A 17,751-nucleotide genomic window follows, 5' to 3' on the forward strand; every position below is an offset into this window, starting at 1 on the left:
CGGCACCATGTGCCGCATGAGCGAAGAACCGGAGCTGCCGGAGTACGCGGAACGAGTCCTCGCGCTCGCCGAGGAGATTCCCCCCGGCCGGGTGATGACGTACGGAGACGTCGCGGAATGGCTCGGCGAAGGCGGTCCGCGCCAGGTCGGGCGCGTCATGGCGCTCTACGGCGGCCCGGTCCCGTGGTGGCGGGTGGTCCGCTCGGACGGGGTGCTGCTGCCGGGCAGCGAACCGCGCGCGCTGGCGCACTACCGGGACGAGGGCACACCGCTGCGCGAGGCCTCCCGCGCCGCCGTCGGGCACGTACCGCGCCTCGACATGAAACGCGCGCGCTGGGACGGACACCGGGCGGCCGACGGTTGACGTCCGGGTCCGCGACCGGGCCCGGGACCACGCGAGGGGCCCCGGCGCGGGCGTGTGCAGGGTCACACCTGCCAGCTTCGGCCATCGGAGCCCCGGGCGGGCGCTCGCAGGCCCGTACGGGGGACGCGGGCGCCCCGGGGAGACTGCGCGGGCACCCCCGCTTGCCGTAGCGTTGAGCCTTCGCCTCCGCCGCGGGCCCCGCCCCGCGGGCCGACGGACGCACGCACGTACGCACCCACGTACGCCCGCACGAACCCAGACCCACCAGGACCGGCACCCCACGTGATCAGCTCTCCTTCAGACCGCCGTACGCGGGCCCCGCACGCGTACCGGCTGGTCCGCGGCGGACCGGCGCTGGCGGATCCCCCTGTCCTGGACGCAGCGCAGCGGGCCGTGGTTGACCACGCCGCGGGACCGCTGCTGGTGCTGGCCGGACCGGGTACGGGGAAGACGACCACGCTCGTCGAAGCGGTCGCGGCCCGCGTCGAGGCCGGGGCCGACCCCGCCCGCATCCTCGTCCTCACCTTCAGCCGCAAGGCGGCCGTGGAACTGCGCGACCGGGCCGCGCTGCGGCTCGGCGGAGCGCGCGCCCCGCAGGCCACCACCTTCCACTCCTTCTGCTACGGCCTGGTCCGCGCCCACCAGGACAGCGACCTCTTCACGGAACCGCTGCGGCTGCTGTCCGGCCCCGAGCAGGACGTGACCGTACGCGCCCTGCTCGAAGGCCAGCGCGCCCTGAAGTCCATCCACTGGCCCGACGACCTGCGGGCCGCGCTGACCACGCGCGGCTTCGCCGACGAGGTACGGGCGGTGCTCGCCCGGAGCCGCGAGCTGGGCCTGGGGCCCGCCGCGCTGGACGCCTTCGCGTCCCGGACCGGCCGGCCCGACTGGAAGGCGGCGGCCGCCTTCCTCGCCGAGTACCTCGACGTCCTGGACATGCAGGGGACGCTGGACTACGCCGAACTCCTGCACCGGGCGGTGCTCCTGGCGGAGCGCACCCCGGAACTGGCCGCGGCCTACGACGCGATCTACGTCGACGAGTACCAGGACACCGACGCGTCCCAGGTCCGGCTGCTGCGCGCGCTGAACGGGCCCGTCGGCACGCTGGTCGCCTTCGGCGACCCGGACCAGTCGATCTACGCGTTCCGCGGCGGCGACGTCAACGGCATCCTGGACTTCGCCACCGCCTTCCCCGGGGCCGGGATCCGCTCCCTGACCGTGTCCCGCCGCTCCGGCGCCGTCCTCCTCGCGGCCACCCGGCTCCTCACCACCCGGATGCCGATGACCCGGCTCCCGGCCGACGCGGTCCGTGCGCACCGCGGGCTGCGGGCCACGCGGGAGGGCGGCCGGGTCGAGGTCCACACCTACCCGACCTCCGCCACCGAGCTGGAGAACATCGCCGACATCCTGCGCCGGGCCCACCTCGAAGACGGGGTGCCCTGGCAGGACATGGCCGTCCTGGTCCGCTCCGGCGGCCGAACCCTCCCGTCGATGCGGCGCGCCCTGGTTTCGGCAGGCGTCCCCGCCGAAACCGACGGCGCCGACGCCCCCCTACGCCACGAACCAGCCGTCACCCCCCTCCTCACCGCCCTCCGCACGATCGCAACCCCGGCCCCCCGGACCTCCGGTCCGGAACCAGCCCCGGCTCCGCCGCACCTGACCTCCGGGCCGGGGGCCATCTCAGCCATGCCGCACGAGACCCACGGGCCGGGGGCACATCCGGCTGCGCCGCACGAGGCCTCTGGGCCGGGGGCACACCCAGCCTCGCCGCCCGAGGCCGTCCAGCCGACGGCCGACTCGGCCCTGCCCCACCTGGCTTCCGTGCCGGGGGCCAGCTCAGCCCCGCCGCACGAGGCCCACGGGCCGGGGGCACATCCGGCTGCGCCGCACGAGGCCTCTGGGCCGGGGGCACCTCCAGCCTCGCCGGCGTTTGAGGCGCCGCCGGAGGCCGGGCAACGCCCGCAGGATCCGACGCACCCGCACCACCGGGCGGAGCCGGATGCCGCCGCGGGCGTGCCGCTGGTGGCCTCCGTGGCGGGGGCCAGCCCAGCCGTGCCGCACGAGGCCTCCGGGCCGGGGGCATACCCAGCCTCGCCGGCGTTTGAGGCGCCGCCGGAGGCAGGGCAACGCCCGCAGGATCCGACGCACCCGCACCACTCGGCGGAGCCGGGTGCCGCCGCCGGCGCGCCGCTGGTGGCCGGTGACGTGGACCCGGCGGACGCCGGGGTGCCTCCGGCGGCGCCTCAAACGCCGGCGGGGCTGGATTGGCCCCCGGCCGGAGATGCGGCTGCGGGCAGTGACGTGGCCGCGGTGGCGGAGGTGGGATTGGCCCCGGCTGGGGAGGCGGCTGCGGCGGCGAGCCCGGGATCGGCTCCGGCCGGTGACGTCGCCGCGGTGGCGGAGCCGGGATCGGGCCCGGCCGGGGGCCCGGACGTGGCCCCGGGCGATGGCTCAGGCGAGGGCTCGGGCGACGGCTCGGGCGACGGCTCAGGCGTGCCGGAGGCAGGGGGACGGGCCGCCGACGTCGGGTGGATCGGGGTCGAGGCGGCCATGGCGCTGCTCACGTCGCCCCTCGGCGGAATGGACGCCACCGACCTGCGCCGCCTGGGCAGGGCGCTGCGCGACGAGGAGCGGGCCGCGGGCATCACGGTGCCCGCGCCCTCCGACGTGCTGCTCGCCCGCGCCCTCGCGGAGCCCGAGCGCCTCGTGGCACACGACCCGGCCTACGCACGCGGCGCGCAGCGCCTCGGCACGCTCCTGCGCAAGGCCCGCGAGCTGCTCCAGGGCGGCGGCACCGCCGAGGAGGCCCTGTGGGTCCTCTGGGACGGCACCCCCTGGCCGCAGCGCCTGGAGCGCGGCGCCCGCCGCGGCGGCGCGGCCGGCCGCAACGCCGACCGTGACCTCGACGCGGTGTGCGCCCTGTTCGACACCGCCGCCCGGGCGGAGGAACGTACCGGCGGCCGCGGCGCCCTCAACTTCCTCGAACAGCTGGAGGCCGAGGACATCGCGGCCGACACCCTCAGCCACCGCGCCACCCGCCCGGAGGCGGTCCGGCTGATGACCGTGCACCGCTCCAAGGGCCTGGAGTGGGGTCTCGTCGTGGTCGCCGGGGTGCAGGAGGGCCTCTGGCCCGACCTGCGCCGCCGCGGTTCGCTCCTGGAGGCGGACCGGATCGGCCGCGACGGCCTCGCCGAACCGCTGACCCCGGGCGCCCTCCTCGCCGAGGAACGCCGGCTCTTCTACGTCGCCGCCACCCGCGCGCGCGAGCGCCTCGTCGTCACCGCCGTCAAGGCCCCCGCCGAGGACGGCGACCAGCCCTCCCGCTTCCTCACCGAACTCGGCGTACCGGTCAAGGACGTCACCGGCCGCCCCCGCCGCCCCCTCGCCGTCCCCGCGCTGGTCGCGGAACTGCGCGCCACCACCGTCGACCCGGGCGCCTCCGAGGCGCTGCGCGACGCCGCCGCCCGGCGCCTGGCCCGGCTCGCCGCGCTCACCGACGACGAGGACCGCCCGCTCGTACCGGCCGCGCACCCGCAGCGTTGGTGGGGCCTGTACGAGCCCACCCGGGCCACGGTCCCGCTGCGCGACCGGGACCGGCCCGTCGCCCTGTCCGGCAGCGCCCTGGACCAGCTGGCCAACACCTGCTCCCTGCAGTGGTTCCTGGGCCGCGAGGTCAAGGCCGACGCCCCGTCCACCGCCGCCCAGGGCTTCGGCAACGTCGTCCACGTCCTCGCCGACGAGGTCGCGTCCGGACGTACGCCCGCCGACCTCGCCGTCCTCATGGAGCGCCTCGACTCGGTGTGGGACGCGCTCGCCTTCGACGCGCCCTGGAAGTCCCGCCAGGAGAAGGAGAACGCCCGGGCCGCCCTGGAGCGGTTCATCCGCTGGCACAACTCCGACCGCGGCGGGCGCACCTCCGTGGCCACCGAGCACGGCTTCGACGTCACCCTCGGCGCGGGCGAGTACGAGGTCCGCATCCGCGGCTCCATGGACCGCGTCGAGACCGACCCGCAGGGCCGGGCGTACGTCGTCGACTTCAAGACCGGCAAGGCCACCCCCACCCGCGAGCAGGTGGACCGGCACCCGCAGCTCGCCGTCTACCAGCTCGCGGTGCGCGAGGGCGCGGTCGACGAGGTCTTCGACGGCCGCCGCCCCGAGCCCGGCGGCGCCGAACTCGTCCAGCTGCGCCAGGGCGCCGCGAAGAAGGACGGCGGCGCCGACGTGCCCAAGGTGCAGGCCCAGCAGCCGCTGGGCGGCGGCCCCGACGGGGACTGGGTCGGCGGCCTGCTGGCCACCGCCGCGGGCCGGGTCCTGGACGAACGGTTCGCCCCCGCCACCGGCGACCACTGCACCCGCTGCTCCTTCCGGGCGTCCTGCAGCGCCCGCCCCGAGGGCCGCCAGACCGTGGAGTAGCGCGGGCAGCGAGGCCCCGGTGTCCGTGCCGGTCGGGGCTGTCGGTGGCGGGGGCTAGCCTTTTCACGTGTCCGCGCGCCAGCCCGTCCTCACCGACCCCGAGCAGCTCAAACAGCTCCTCGGGATCCCCTTCACGCCCGAACAGCTGGCCTGCGTCACCGCCGCCCCGGCCCCCCAGGTGATCGTCGCGGGCGCGGGCTCAGGGAAGACCACCGTGATGGCCGCGCGCGTCGTCTGGCTGGTCGGTACGGGCACGGTCGCGCCCGAGCAGGTCCTCGGCCTGACCTTCACCAACAAGGCCGCGGGCGAGCTGGCCGAGCGGGTCCGTACGGCCCTCGCGCGCGCCGGGATCAGCGACCCCGACCCCTCCCCGGCCGATGACACCGCCGGGGGCGAACCCCGGATCTCCACCTACCACTCCTTCGCCGGGCAGCTCCTGAAGGACCACGGGCTGCGCATCGGACTGGAGCCCAGTTCCCGGCTGCTCGCCGACGCCACCCGCTTCCAGCTCGCCGCCCGGGTGCTGCGCGAGGCCCCCGGCCCCTACCCCTCGCTCACCAAATCCGTCCCCGACCTGGTCAGCGACCTGCTCGCGCTGGACAGCGAGCTGTCCGAGCACCTGGTCACCCCGGCGGAGCTGCGCGCGTACGACACGGCCCTCCTCGACGCCCTCGCGGACGTGAAGCTCGGCAACGAAGACCTCCGCAAGGTCCCCGAGGCCGCCCGCGGCCGGCTCGAACTGCTGGAGCTGGTCAGCCGCTACCGCGCCGCCAAGGCCTCCCGCGACCTCCTCGACTTCAGCGACCAGATAGCCCGCTCCGCACAGCTCGCGACCACCCGGCCCGAGGTCGGCGCCCTGCTGCGCGAGGAGTTCCGCGTGGTCCTGCTCGATGAGTACCAGGACACCTCGGTCGCCCAGCGGCTGCTGCTGTCCGGCCTCTTCGGCGGGGGCACCGGCCACGCCGTGACCGCCGTCGGCGACCCCTGCCAGGCGATCTACGGCTGGCGCGGCGCGTCCGTCGCCAACCTCGACGACTTCCCCGAGCACTTCCCGCACGCCGACGGCAGCCCCGCCGCCCGCCTCTCCCTCAGCGAGAACCGGCGCAGCGGCGGCCGCCTCCTCGACCTGGCCAACGGCCTGGCCGCACCGCTGCGCGCCCTCCACGAGGGCGTGGAGGCACTGCGTCCGGCGCCCGGCGCCGAGCGCGACGGCTTCGTCCGCTGTGCCCTGCTGGAGACGCACGCCCAGGAGCTGGAGTGGCTCGCCGACTCCATCGCCCACCTCGTGCGCACCGGCAAGGAACCGGGGGAGATCGCCGTCCTGTGCCGCTCCGCCGGTGACTTCGCCGCGATCCAGGGCGCCCTGGTGGCGCGCGACGTCCCCGTCGAGGTCGTGGGCCTGTCCGGACTGCTGCACCTGCCCGAGGTCGCCGACCTGGTCGCCGTCTGCGAGGTCCTCCAGGACCCCGGCGCCAATGCCTCCCTGGTCCGGCTGCTGATCGGCCCGCGCTGGCGGATCGGCGCCCGTGACCTGGCCCTGCTCGGGCAGCGGGCCCGGCTGCTGGTCGCCCGCGCCCCGGCCGCGGGTGACGATCCCGACCACCGGCTCGCCGCCGCCGTCGAAGGGGTCGATCCGGCGGAGATCGTCTCGCTGGCGGACGCGCTGGAGACCTTCCTCGGCGACGCCCCGCAGCAGGACGGGCTGCCCTTCTCCCCGGAGGCCCGGGTCCGCTTCGCGCACCTCGCGCAGGAGCTGCGCGACCTGCGCCGGTCCCTGTCCGACCCGCTGATGGACGTCCTGCACCGGGTGCTGGCCGCCACCGGGCTCGACGTGGAGCTGTCCGCGTCCCCGCACGCGCTGGCGGCCCGCCGCCGCGAGACCCTGTCCGGCTTCCTGGACGTCGCGGCCGGTTTCGCCGCCCTCGACGGCGAGGCCACGCTGCTCGCGTTCCTCGCCTTCCTGCGCACCGCCGCCCAGTACGAGAAGGGCCTCGACCACGCCCTCCCGGGCGGCGAGAACACGGTGAAAGTCCTCACCGCCCACAAGTCCAAGGGCCTGGAGTGGGACGTCGTGGCCGTCCCCGGGCTGTACAAGGGCGCCTTCCCGAGCGAGCGGGCCCGCGAGGCCTGGACCTCGTACGCGAAGGTCCTCCCGCACGCCCTGCGCGGCGACGCCGCGACCCTGCCCGGTGACCCGGACTGGACCGCGGCAGGTCTCAAGCACTTCAAGACGGACCTCCGCGCCCACCAGGCGACCGAAGAGCTCCGCCTCGGCTACGTCACCTTCACCCGCCCCCGCTCCCTGCTGCTGGCCTCCGGCCACTGGTGGGGCCCGGCCCAGAAGAAGCGCCGCGGCCCGTCCTCCTTCCTGACCGCGCTGTACGAGCACTGCGCGGCCGGATTCGGCGAGATCGAGGCCTGGGCCGAAGAGCCCGAGCCCGATGCGGTGAACCCGGCCCTGGCCACCGGCGACACCCCCGACCACTCCTGGCCGCTCCCCCTGGACCCCGCCTCCCTGTCCCTCCGCCGCCGCGCGGCCACCCTGGTCACCACCCACCTGGCGTCCCCACCCACCCCCGACCCGTCCCCGGAACCCGAGGACGACTACCTCTGGCCCCCGGACTGCGAGGAGCCTTGGCCGGAGGAGGACGAGGACGCCCCCTGGCCGGACGAGGCCCACCCAGCCCCGGTCGAGGCTCATCCAGCCTCGGCGGCGGCACATCCAGCCCCGGACGAGGCCCATCCAGCCCCGGCGGCGGCAAATCCAGCCTCGCCGGCGTTTGAGGCGCGGGGTCCGGGGCGGAGCCCCGAAGCCCCGCAGGGCCCGCGACCCGCACCCGCCCCCGCCCCGGCCCCCGAGGACACCCTCACCCCGGAGGAGACCAGGACACTGTCCTCCTGGGACCGAGACCTGGACGCCCTGGAGGGCGAACTCCGCCGCAACCGCGCCGCCGTCCGCGACGTGCCCCTCCCCGCCACCCTCTCCGCCAGCCAACTCCTCCGCCTCGCCGCCGACGAGACCGGCTTCGTCCGCGACCTGGCCCGTCCCATGCCCAAGCCCCCCCAGCCCGCCGCCCGCCAGGGCACCCGCTTCCACGCCTGGGTGGAGTCCCGCTTCGACGACCTGCCGCTCCCGCTGCTCGACGTACTGGACCCGGTCACCGAGCTGCCCGGCTCCGACCAGGAGGTGGCCGACGAGCGCGACCTGGACGCGCTGAAGGACGCCTTCGAGCGCAGCCCGTACGCCGAGCGGACCCCGTACCGGATGGAGGTGCCCGTCCAGTTCACCCTCGCGGGCCGGGTCATCCGCGGCCGGATCGACGCGGTCTACCGCAATGACGACGGCTCCTTCGAGATCGTCGACTGGAAGACCGGCCGCTCCGCCGAGGCCGATCCGCTCCAGCTCGCCGTCTACCGGCTGGCCTGGGCGGAAGCCACCGGCACCCCCCTCGACCGGATCACCGTCGCCTTCCTGCACGTCCGCAGCGGGCGGGTGATACGGCCCGGGAACCTGCCGACCAGGGCCCGGCTTGAGCGGATCCTCCAAGGCGAAACGGACACGGACGGGGACCCGGAGACGGACGGTTAGGCTCGTGGGTATGAGCCAGACCCCGGACAGCGCCGTCCGCACGTACATCGACACGCACCGCGCCGCCTTCCTCGACGACCTCGCCGAGTGGCTCCGCATCCCCTCCGTCTCGGCCCAGCCCGAGCACGCGGGCGACGTGGAGCGCAGTGCGCGGTGGCTCGCCTCGGCGCTCAAGGAGACCGGCTTCCCGGTCGCCGAGATCTGGCCCACCCCCGGCGCCCCGGCCGTCTTCGCCGAGTGGCCGAGCGAGGACCCGGATGCCCCGGTCGTCCTGGTCTACGGCCACCACGACGTCCAGCCCGCCGCGCTCGCCGACGGCTGGCACACCGAACCGTTCGAGCCGGTGGTCAAGGACGGCCGGATGTACGCGCGGGGCGCGGCCGACGACAAGGGCCAGGTGTTCTTCCACACCCTCGGTGTCCGCGCGCACCTGGCCGCGACCGGCGCCGCCGCTCCCGCCGTGCACCTCAAGCTGCTGATCGAGGGCGAGGAGGAGTCCGGTTCGACGCACTTCCGCGCCCTGGTCGAGGCCGAGGCCGCCCGCCTCGCCGCGGACGTCGTGATCGTCTCCGACACCGGCATGTGGTCCGAGACCACCCCGACCGTCTGCACCGGCATGCGCGGCATCGCCGACTGCGAGATCGAGCTGAACGGACCGGACCAGGACATCCACTCCGGGGCCTTCGGCGGGGCCGTGCCCAACCCGGCGACCGTGGCCGCCCGCATCGTCGCCGCGCTGCACGACGCCGACGGGCGGGTCACGATCCCCGGGTTCTACGACAACATCGCCGAGCTGACGGACGCCGAGCGCGCGCTGATCGCCGAGCTGCCCTTCGACGAGGCCGAGTGGCTGCGCACGGCCAAGTCCCACGCGGCCGCGGGGGAGGCCGGCTACTCCACCCTGGAGCGGGTCTGGGCCCGTCCGACGGCCGAGGTGAACGGCATCGGCGGCGGCTACCAGGGGCCCGGCGGGAAGACCATCGTCCCGGCCTCCGCCCAGCTGAAGCTGTCGTTCCGGCTGGTGTCCGGCCAGGATCCGTACGAGGTCGAGAAGGCCGTGACGGAGTGGGTCGCGGCCCGGGTGCCCGACGGAATCCGTCACTCCATCGTCTTCGGCGCCCCCACCCGCCCCTGCCTGACCCCGCTGGACCACCCGGCGCTGCGGTCGGTCGTACGGGCCATGGGGCGCGCCTTCGGCGAGAAGATCCGCTTCACCCGCGAGGGAGGCTCCGGTCCGGCGGCGGACCTCCAGGATGTGCTGGGCGCGCCTGTGCTCTTCCTCGGGATCTCCGTACCCTCCGACGGATGGCACTCGCCGAACGAGAAGGTCGAGCTGGACCTGCTGCTCAAGGGCGTCGAAACGACCGCCTACCTGTGGTCCGACCTCGCCGAGACCTGGACTCCTTCGTCCACCGCCGTCTGATCGTGCCCGTCCCACCACTCCGGGGGAGTTGGAAGTACAAGTGAGCATCTCGACCGAGCACGCCGCGGCCGCCGCCGCAGACGGCCTGGCCGCCGACCGGCCCGTCTCGCTGACCGCGCCCAGCGGCATCGACCGCGCCGCGCACCACCGCCTCGACGAGGCCTGGCTCGCGGCGGCCTGGAGCCACCCCTCGACCCGCGTCTTCGTGGTCTCCGGCGGCCAGGTGCTGATCGACGACACCCCGGACGGGGGCACGGAGATCGTCATGACCCCGGCCTTCGAGGCCCCGGCCACCGAGACCCACCGCTACTTCCTGGGCACCGGCGAGGACGGCGTACGGTACTTCGCGCTCCAGAAGGACTCGCTGCCCGGCCGCATGGACCAGTCGGCCCGCCCGGCCGGCCTGCGCGAGGCGGGCATGCTGCTGTCCCCGCGGGACGCCGGCCTGATGGTGCACGCCGTGGCCCTGGAGAACTGGCAGCGGATGCACCGCTTCTGCTCCCGCTGCGGCGAGCGCACCGTGGTCGCCGCCGCGGGCCACATCCGGCGCTGCCCGGGCTGTGGCGCGGAACACTACCCGCGCACCGACCCGGCCGTGATCATGCTGGTCACCGACGACCAGGACCGCGCGCTGCTGGGCCGCCAGGTGCACTGGCCCGAGGGCCGCTTCTCCACCCTGGCCGGGTTCGTGGAGCCGGGCGAGGCCATCGAGCAGTCGGTGATCCGCGAGGTGTGGGAGGAGGCGGGCGTCAAGGTCGGCACGGTCGAGTACGTCGCCAGCCAGCCCTGGCCCTTCCCGTACAGCCTGATGCTGGGCTTCACCGCCCGCGCGGTCTCCTCGGAGATCACCGTGGACGGCGAGGAGATCCAGGAGGCCCGCTGGTTCTCCCGCGAGGACCTGCGCCGCGCGATCGAGACCGGCGAGGTGCTCCCGCCCGCGGGCATCTCCATCGCCGCCCGCCTGGTCGAACTCTGGTACGGCGCCCCGCTCCCGAAGCCCACCCCTGCCTGACGCCGTCGCGGCCCGGGCAGCAGAAGGCCCCCGCCGGGGCGGGGGCCGCTCTGGTCTCGCGGAGGATCAGACGGCGAGGGCCTGCTTGACCTGGGCCAGGCTCGGGTTCGTCATCACGGACTCGGTGCCCGTGGCGGCGACGACGAGCAGAGTCGGGACGGTCTGGTTGCCGCCGTTGGCCTTCTCGACGAAGGCGGCCGACGCGGGGTCCTGCTCGATGTTGATCTCGGTGTAGGCGATGCCTTCCCGGTCCAGCTGGCTCTTCAGCCGGCGGCAGTAGCCGCACCACGTGGTGCTGTACATCGTCACGGAACCCTTGTCCTGCATGGCGGGAACTCTCCTCTGGGGGGTCTTGGCCGGAGGCCTTGATATGTCCGAGTAGTCGAACGTACGGGGGCGGCGACCCATTCCCGGGGCGCCGGCGCATTCATATGACCGGTGCGGACCGCCTGTGGACAAGTTTCTCGTCCGACCCACCGGACCTGGCAGCATGGCGGGGTGACAGCAGCAACGCACTCCTCATCCTTCCCGGCCGCCGCCGAGTCGGCCGACGCGGTGCTCCTGGGCCTGGACCCGGAGCAGCGCGAGGTCGCCACGACCCTCAGCGGGCCGGTGTGCGTGCTGGCGGGCGCCGGTACGGGCAAGACGCGGGCCATCACCCACCGCATCGCCTACGGGGTCCGTTCCGGACAGCTGATGCCCGCGAGCGTGCTGGCCGTCACCTTCACCAACCGCGCCGCGGGCGAGATGCGCGGCCGGCTGCGCACCCTCGGCGCGGGCGGCGTCCAGGCGCGGACCTTCCACTCCGCCGCCCTGCGCCAGCTCCAGTACTTCTGGCCCAAGGCCATCGGCGGCGACGTCCCCCGCCTCGTCGAGCGGAAGATCCAGCTCGTGGCCGAGGCCGGTGCCCGCTGCCGGATCCGGCTCGACCGCAATGAGCTGCGCGATGTCACCGGCGAGATCGAGTGGGCGAAGGTCACCCAGACCGTCCCCGCCGACTATCCGGCGGCCGCCCTGAAGGCGGGCCGCGAGGCCCCCCGGGACATGGCCGAGATCGCCCAGATCTACGGCACGTACGAGCAGCTCAAGCGCGACCGGTCGATGATCGACTTCGAGGACGTGCTGCTGCTCACCGTCGGCATCCTCCAGGACCGCCACGACATCGCCGAGCAGATCCGCACCCAGTACCAGCACTTCGTGGTCGATGAGTACCAGGACGTCAGCCCCCTCCAGCAGCGCCTGCTGGAGCTGTGGCTCGGCGACCGGGACAGCCTGTGCGTCGTCGGTGACGCCAGCCAGACGATCTACTCCTTCACCGGCGCCACCCCCGATCACCTGCTCGGCTTCCGCACCCGGTATCCGCAGGCCACCCTGGTCAAGCTGGTCCGTGACTACCGCTCCACCCCCCAGGTGGTGCACCTCGCCAACGGACTGCTGAACCAGGCCCGCGGCCGGGCCGCCGAGCACCGCCTGGAACTGATCTCCCAGCGCGAGGCGGGCCCCGACCCGGCCTATGCCGAGTACCCCGACGAGCCCGCCGAGGCCGAGGGCGTCGCCGCCCGGATCCGGGACCTGATCGCCGCGGGCGTCCCGGCGGGCGAGATCGCCGTGCTCTACCGCATCAACGCCCAGTCCGAGGTGTACGAGCAGGCCCTGGCCGACGCGGGCGTGCCCTACCAGCTGCGCGGCGCGGAGCGCTTCTTCGAGCGCCCCGAGGTCAAGAAGGCCATGCTCACCCTCCGGGGCGCCGCGCGCTCCGGAGGCAACGACCCGCTGGTCGACGAGGTCGTCGGGCTGGCCTCCCAGGTCCGCGCCGTGCTCAGCTCGAACGGCTGGACCACCGAGCCGCCCGCCGGGTCCGGGGCCGTGCGCGACCAGTGGGAATCCCTGGCTGCGCTGGTCCGGCTCGCCGAGGACTTCGCCCGCAACCGGCCTCGCGCCACCCTGGCCGACCTCGCGGTCGAGCTGGAGGAGCGGATGGCCGCCCAGCACGCGCCGACGGTCCAGGGCGTCACCCTCGCCTCCCTGCACGCGGCGAAGGGCCTGGAGTGGGACGCGGTCTTCCTCGTCGGCCTGACCGACGGCATGATGCCGATCACCTACGCCAAGACCGACGAGCAGGTGGAGGAGGAGCGCCGGCTGCTCTATGTCGGCGTCACCCGGGCCCGGGTCCACCTGACGCTCTCCTGGTCCCTGTCGCGGGCTCCCGGGGGCCGGGCCTCCCGCAAGCCCAGCCGCTTCCTGAACGGGCTGCGACCGGGCTCCTCGGGGGCGGCAAGCCGGTCGGCGGCCGCCGTCGCCGAGCGCGGAGCCCGCAAGCGGGGCCGTCGCGCGCCCGCGCTGTGCCGGGTCTGCGGCAAGACCCTCATCGAGGCCGGCGAGCTGAAACTGATGCGCTGCGAGGACTGTCCGTCCGACATGGACGAAGGCCTCTACGAACGCCTGCGGGACTGGCGCGCGGGCCAGGCGAAGGAGCTGGGCCAGCCCGCCTACTGCGTCTTCACGGACAAGACGCTGATGGCGATCGCGGAGGCCGCGCCGTCCGAGGCGGGCGAGCTCTCGATGATCTCGGGCGTGGGCGGACGCAAGCTCGACCGGTTCGGAGCCGATGTCCTGGCCATCTGCGCAGGTGAGGAGCCCGGGGGCGGTGCCGGGGACGACGCGTAGAAACTCGTCGGAAAAATAGTTTGCACATGCCCTGCGAAGCCCCATAGGTTCTTAGCAACGGAAACGGTGGCTTCTCCGAAGCCCCGGATTCGTGCTGTACTTATCCGAATACGCATGGGACAGGCCCTCGGGCCGGGTCCCCGAGACGCCGAGAGGAGGCGAGACCAGTGACCAGCTTCATGACCTTCACCAAAATGACCGATCGCTCGGTTGCCGCTTCCTCCTGCCTGCTTCTCGCCCCCTCTGCGCCCTCCGTCCTGGGTACCGGTCTGTCCGCGATTACCGCGCTCAGCCCCGTCGCCCTGGTCGCCCGCCGGGTGAGCGAGCGCAATGAACGACCGTTCCAGGCACCGGTGGCAGTAGCAGCAGGCCAGGCCAAGGCGCATGCCTATGGCGGCTTCGCGGCGGCAGCCGGTGCCGGACACCAGATGAAGCAGACGACGACGCAGCACCACCTGATGTGGGCCTTCCGCGGGCTCGAACCCTGGAGTGATCCAGTCTGATCGCACGATCAGGCCGGCGCCTTCAGGGCCGCGGAACCCCACCCGGGATCCGCGGCCCTTTTGTTTGTCCCCGACCGGGGACGGCAGCACGAAGGGGCCTCGGGACTGGCAAGAACAGGTACCAGCCGAATCCGGCCGACCGGCCGGAACGACTTGACGAACAAGACGAGGAAGAAACCACCGTGCAACTCGAAGCGCACGCCCCGTCCGTACCGCAGACCCAGACGATCTCCCCGCCCGCAGTCCCGGAGGACTCCACCTTGACTCCCCTCACCGCGCTCACCGCGCTCGACGACGCCATCGAGAACCTCGGCGTACCCGTTGCCTGCCGCACCTACGACCCGGAGGTCTTCTTCGCCGAGTCCCCGGCCGACGTCGAGTACGCCAAGTCGCTCTGCCGCACCTGCCCGCTGGTCGAGGCCTGCCTCGCCGGAGCGGTCGAGCGCCGCGAGCCCTGGGGTGTCTGGGGTGGCGAGCTGTTCGTCCAGGGTGTCGTGGTCGCCCGCAAGCGTCCCCGTGGCCGTCCGCGCAAGAACCCGGTTGTCGCGGCATGAACACCACCGGAACCATCGACCGCCCCCTGACGCGCGACCCCTTGAAGCAGGCCCTCATGACCCCGCAGAACACGAGCGAGCAGCCGTCCGGCTCCGCCATCGAAGACTTCGTCACCACCGGCGCGAACACCTCGCGTCAGAACAGGACCCGCGAGATGCAACTCATCCCAGAAGCCCTGGCTCGTGCCCATATGGCCGACCGCATGCGTGAGGTGGACAGCGAACGCCGCGCCCTGCGCGTCGTCGCCGCGCGCCGCATGCAGCGGCGAGCCGAGCGCGGTGCGCTGCGCGCCCGCCGTGCACTGGCCATGGCCGTCATGCACTGACCCAGGCGTCGACCCAGGCACCACCTGGAGTGACACCAGCAGAACCACCGGGGGGACCGCGCCGAACGGCGCGGTCCCCCCGGTGCGTCCCGCCCGCCGCGCGCCGGGGCGGCGGTATCGTCGGGAGGTGGACCAGCCGACTCCCCGCCCCGCATCCCAGGCACCCGAGGCCCCGCCCGTCATCTGCGCGCGCTGTGGCGCGCAGTCCCCCACGGGAGCCCCGCCGACCTGGACCTGCTCCATGGAAAACGGCAGCAGGCAGTACTTCTGCCACGACTGCGCCCGGGCCAACATCCGCGCGATCGAGGGCAGGCTCGACTCCTCCTGGTGGTGACCCCGGGCGGGCCGCGCCGGATCAGGACTCCGGCAGGAACCCGGGCAGCCAGGCCTCCAGTTCGTCCCGCAGCCGCACCGTCGCGCCCAGCTGGCACAGCACCCCGATGGTGCTCAGCGTGACCCGGTGGATCAGCAGGTAGGCCGGCGGAAGATTGATCTGGCGGCCCAACTGGTGCGCGGGAGAACGCGGGTCGGCGATCCGCGCCGCCTGGCTGCGCATCCACGACCGGGTGAAGGTGAACTCATCGGCCTTCGCCGGCTCGATGATCGGACGGAGATAGTCCAGCACCGCGTCCGGGTCCAGCTCGATGGACTCCTTCACGAAGCCCTCCGCGCACAGGTGCCCGTACACCCCCTCGGCATCGTCGTCCAAGGTCATCCGCAGGGACCGCCCCACCGGCTTGGGCAGCCCGCCCGGGAGCCGGTCGACCGTCCCGAAGTCCAGCACCCCCAGCCGGAGCCGGCCGTCGGCGCCCTCCATCAGCCGGAAGTTGCCCGGATGCGGATCGGCGTGCAGGAGCCCGGTGCGCGCGGGACCGGAGAAGAGGAACCGGGCCAGCAGCTGCCCCGCGCGGTCGCGCTCCTCCTGGGTGCCGTTGGAGATGATCTCCGACAGCGGTGTCCCCTCGATCCACTCGGTCACCAGGACCTCGTCGCCCTGGTGCACGACATCCGGCACGACCACATCGGGGTCGCCCTCGAAGGCCTCCGCGTGGATCCGCTGGGCCTCCGCCTCCAGCTCGTAGTCCAGCTCCTCCGTCACCCGGTCGCGCAACTCCGTGATCAGCGGCTTGATGTCCATGCCGGGAATCAGCGGCCCCAGCAGCCCCGCGAACCGGCCGAGTTGCTTGAGGTCCGACAGCAGCGCCTCCCCGGCCCCCGGGTACTGCACCTTGACCGCGACCTGCCGGCCGTCGTGCCACACGGCCCGGTGCACCTGGCCGATCGACGCGGCCGCCGCGGGCTTGTCCTCGAACTCCGAGAACAACTCCCGCCAGTCCTCGCCGAGCCGCTCGGCCAGCACCTGGTGCACCCGCGCGGCGGGCAGCGGCGGGGCGGCCTCCTGAAGCTTGGTCAGCGCGGCCCGGTAGGGACCGGCGACCTCCTCGGGCAGCGCCGCCTCGAAGACCGACATGGCCTGCCCGAACTTCATCGCACCGCCCTTCAGCTCACCCAGGGTGCGGAAGAGCTGCTCGGCGGTGCGCTGTTGCAGCTCGCGCGCCACGATCTCCGCCGACTTGCCCCCGATCCGCTTCCCCAGCCCCCACGTGGCCCGGCCCGCTATGCCGAGCGGCAGCGCGGCCAGCTTGACGGTACGGGTGACCGCCTTCCGGGGAAGATCAGACATGCGCCCCTCCAGTTCCCAGACAGCCGCGCCGCGAGACGGCGCTTACCCGGCCATTGTGTCCTGTCCCTCTCGGGCGGTGGAGGAGTCCCCCTCCCCGGACCCCGCCGCCCCGCACCCGCACTCCGGATGGGCGCCCACCCGCGTCCGTTCCCAGTGCACTGCGGGCAGCGCGGCTTCCCAGCGCGCCCCCGTCGACGCGGGCAACTCCCCGTCCAGGAACGCCAGTGCGTGAGCCGCCGCCAGCCCCGCCACCGCGGTGGCCAGCCCCAGGTCGCAGGCGACCGAGCCGCGGCGCCGGTGGGACCCGCGCCACTGCACCAGCATCCGCGCCCAGGCCCGGTCCCGCTCCACCCGCTCCCGCTCCATGCACCCCGCGCACCCCGTCGTCCCCGGCAGGACCAACGGCCCCACCACCCCGGTTCCCTCCAGCACTCCCGCATAGAGATGCGGGATCCCCGCGGCCACCCAGTCGGCGGCGGTGTCCGGATCCGGCGCCCACGCCTGGAGCCCGTCCCGGGGCGCGACCACCACCAGCGCGAGCCCCGGCTCGGGCCCCTCCCGCTCCCGGTCCCGCGGCGCCCGCCCGGGAGCCGATGCCCGCACCAGCGCCCCCGCCGCCTCCGCCCGCAGCCGGCCCACGCTCTGCGGCCCGAGCCCGCCGGGCGCCACGTCCCCCGGCTCCACCCGCCCGCCGTCCAGCACATCGACCCGGCCCACCCCGGCCCCCGCCAGCACCGCCGCGATCAGCGCGCCGACCCGGCCGCTGCCCCGCACCTGGACCCGGACGGCCCGGCGGGCCGCGATCCCCCGCAGATCGCCCCCGGGCTCCCGGCGCACCAGGGAGAGCGACCCCCGGTCCGGCCCCAGCCGTTCCAGCACCTCCGGGCGCCGCAGCAGAGACCGGGCCGGCGGCCCGCCCGCCGTGGCGTCATCGATCACGCCCGCCGCCGCGAGCCGTCGCACCAGCTCGTCCACCTGCCCGTCCGGCAACCCCATCGCGGCCCCCTCCTTGCGCAACAGCTCCATGCCCCGGGTCCCGTCGAGCCGGTCGAGCAGGCTCCCCGTCGCCGTGTCCAGCGGCCCGAAGACCACCGCGTGCGCGGGCGTCACCCCGAACTGCACCGTCTGCAGGTCCCGCCAGGCCCGCGCCAGCGCGGGCTTCACCTTCGGATACATCGCCCTTCCCCCTTCTCCGCCGGGCGCTCTCCACGCCGCT

General features: G+C 74.3%; 13 protein-coding genes. 10 read left to right on the plus strand and 3 right to left on the minus strand.

The features are described from left to right. Window positions 1-16: 16 nt before the first annotated feature. From OHS33_RS24130 to nudC, 5 genes are all read left to right on the plus strand, one after another. Window positions 17-364 (plus strand): MGMT family protein, encoded by a 348-nt coding sequence (locus OHS33_RS24130; protein WP_330332495.1) that lies wholly within the window; start codon window positions 17-19, stop codon window positions 362-364. Window positions 365-646: 282 nt separating this feature from the next. Continuing rightward, window positions 647-4,777: a UvrD-helicase domain-containing protein gene (locus OHS33_RS24135; RefSeq protein ID WP_443065346.1), complete on the plus strand. Its 4,131-nt coding sequence runs from the start codon at window positions 647-649 to the stop codon at window positions 4,775-4,777. Between the two features lie 67 nt (window positions 4,778-4,844). After that, window positions 4,845-8,366 (plus strand): ATP-dependent DNA helicase, encoded by a 3,522-nt coding sequence (locus OHS33_RS24140; protein WP_330332496.1) that lies wholly within the window; start codon window positions 4,845-4,847, stop codon window positions 8,364-8,366. Between the two features lie 10 nt (window positions 8,367-8,376). Continuing rightward, entirely contained in the window at window positions 8,377-9,789 is a 1,413-nt protein-coding gene (locus OHS33_RS24145; protein ID WP_330332497.1) for a dipeptidase, read from the plus strand. Window positions 9,790-9,829: 40 nt separating this feature from the next. After that, window positions 9,830-10,801, plus strand: a complete 972-nt coding sequence (gene nudC, locus OHS33_RS24150; RefSeq protein WP_443065347.1) for an NAD(+) diphosphatase — start codon at window positions 9,830-9,832, stop codon at window positions 10,799-10,801. Between the two features lie 66 nt (window positions 10,802-10,867). On the opposite strand, the gene OHS33_RS24155 is transcribed toward nudC, so the two are convergent. Then, window positions 10,868-11,128, minus strand: a complete 261-nt coding sequence (locus OHS33_RS24155) for a mycoredoxin (protein ID WP_330332498.1) — start codon at window positions 11,126-11,128, stop codon at window positions 10,868-10,870. Window positions 11,129-11,299: 171 nt separating this feature from the next. Here OHS33_RS24155 and OHS33_RS24160 point away from each other — a divergent pair, with 171 nt between their 5' ends. From OHS33_RS24160 to OHS33_RS24180, 5 genes are all read left to right on the plus strand, one after another. Then, window positions 11,300-13,468, plus strand: coding sequence for an ATP-dependent DNA helicase UvrD2 (locus OHS33_RS24160; RefSeq protein ID WP_330332499.1), 2,169 nt, complete (start codon window positions 11,300-11,302; stop codon window positions 13,466-13,468). A gap of 167 nt (window positions 13,469-13,635) precedes the next feature. Next, on the plus strand, window positions 13,636-13,971 hold the full coding sequence (locus OHS33_RS24165; RefSeq protein ID WP_330332500.1) for a hypothetical protein: 336 nt from the start codon (window positions 13,636-13,638) through the stop codon (window positions 13,969-13,971). Window positions 13,972-14,153: 182 nt separating this feature from the next. Continuing rightward, window positions 14,154-14,525 carry a WhiB family transcriptional regulator gene (locus OHS33_RS24170; protein WP_330332501.1) on the plus strand — a complete coding sequence of 124 codons (372 nt, stop codon included), beginning with the start codon at window positions 14,154-14,156 and terminating at the stop codon, window positions 14,523-14,525. After that, window positions 14,522-14,851: a hypothetical protein gene (locus OHS33_RS24175; protein WP_330332502.1), complete on the plus strand. Its 330-nt coding sequence runs from the start codon at window positions 14,522-14,524 to the stop codon at window positions 14,849-14,851. Before OHS33_RS24170 ends, OHS33_RS24175 begins: the two co-directional genes overlap by 4 nt. 127 nt (window positions 14,852-14,978) lie before the next feature. Beyond that, complete coding sequence (locus tag OHS33_RS24180) at window positions 14,979-15,185, plus strand: hypothetical protein (RefSeq protein WP_330332503.1); 207 nt, start codon at window positions 14,979-14,981, stop codon at window positions 15,183-15,185. A gap of 21 nt (window positions 15,186-15,206) precedes the next feature. On the opposite strand, the gene OHS33_RS24185 is transcribed toward OHS33_RS24180, so the two are convergent. Both OHS33_RS24185 and OHS33_RS24190 read right to left on the minus strand, forming a co-directional pair. Next, window positions 15,207-16,535: an ABC1 kinase family protein gene (locus OHS33_RS24185; protein ID WP_330332504.1), complete on the minus strand. Its 1,329-nt coding sequence runs from the start codon at window positions 16,533-16,535 to the stop codon at window positions 15,207-15,209. 42 nt (window positions 16,536-16,577) lie between these two features. Then, window positions 16,578-17,711 (minus strand): ThiF family adenylyltransferase, encoded by a 1,134-nt coding sequence (locus OHS33_RS24190; protein WP_330332505.1) that lies wholly within the window; start codon window positions 17,709-17,711, stop codon window positions 16,578-16,580. Window positions 17,712-17,751: the final 40 nt, after the last annotated feature.

This window comes from Streptomyces sp. NBC_00536, assembly GCF_036346295.1.
Taxonomy (GTDB): domain Bacteria; phylum Actinomycetota; class Actinomycetes; order Streptomycetales; family Streptomycetaceae; genus Streptomyces.

Excerpts from the sequence above, each read along its gene's own strand:
- OHS33_RS24130 (WP_330332495.1), top strand. The coding sequence starts at position 17 with ATGAGCGAAGAACCGGAGCTGCCGGAGTACGCGGAACGAGTCCTCGCG.
- OHS33_RS24145 (WP_330332497.1), top strand. The coding sequence starts at position 8,377 with ATGAGCCAGACCCCGGACAGCGCCGTCCGCACGTACATCGACACGCAC.
- OHS33_RS24155 (WP_330332498.1), bottom strand. The coding sequence starts at position 11,128 with ATGCAGGACAAGGGTTCCGTGACGATGTACAGCACCACGTGGTGCGGC.
- OHS33_RS24175 (WP_330332502.1), top strand. The coding sequence starts at position 14,522 with ATGAACACCACCGGAACCATCGACCGCCCCCTGACGCGCGACCCCTTG.
- OHS33_RS24185 (WP_330332504.1), bottom strand. The coding sequence starts at position 16,535 with ATGTCTGATCTTCCCCGGAAGGCGGTCACCCGTACCGTCAAGCTGGCC.
- OHS33_RS24190 (WP_330332505.1), bottom strand. The coding sequence starts at position 17,711 with ATGTATCCGAAGGTGAAGCCCGCGCTGGCGCGGGCCTGGCGGGACCTG.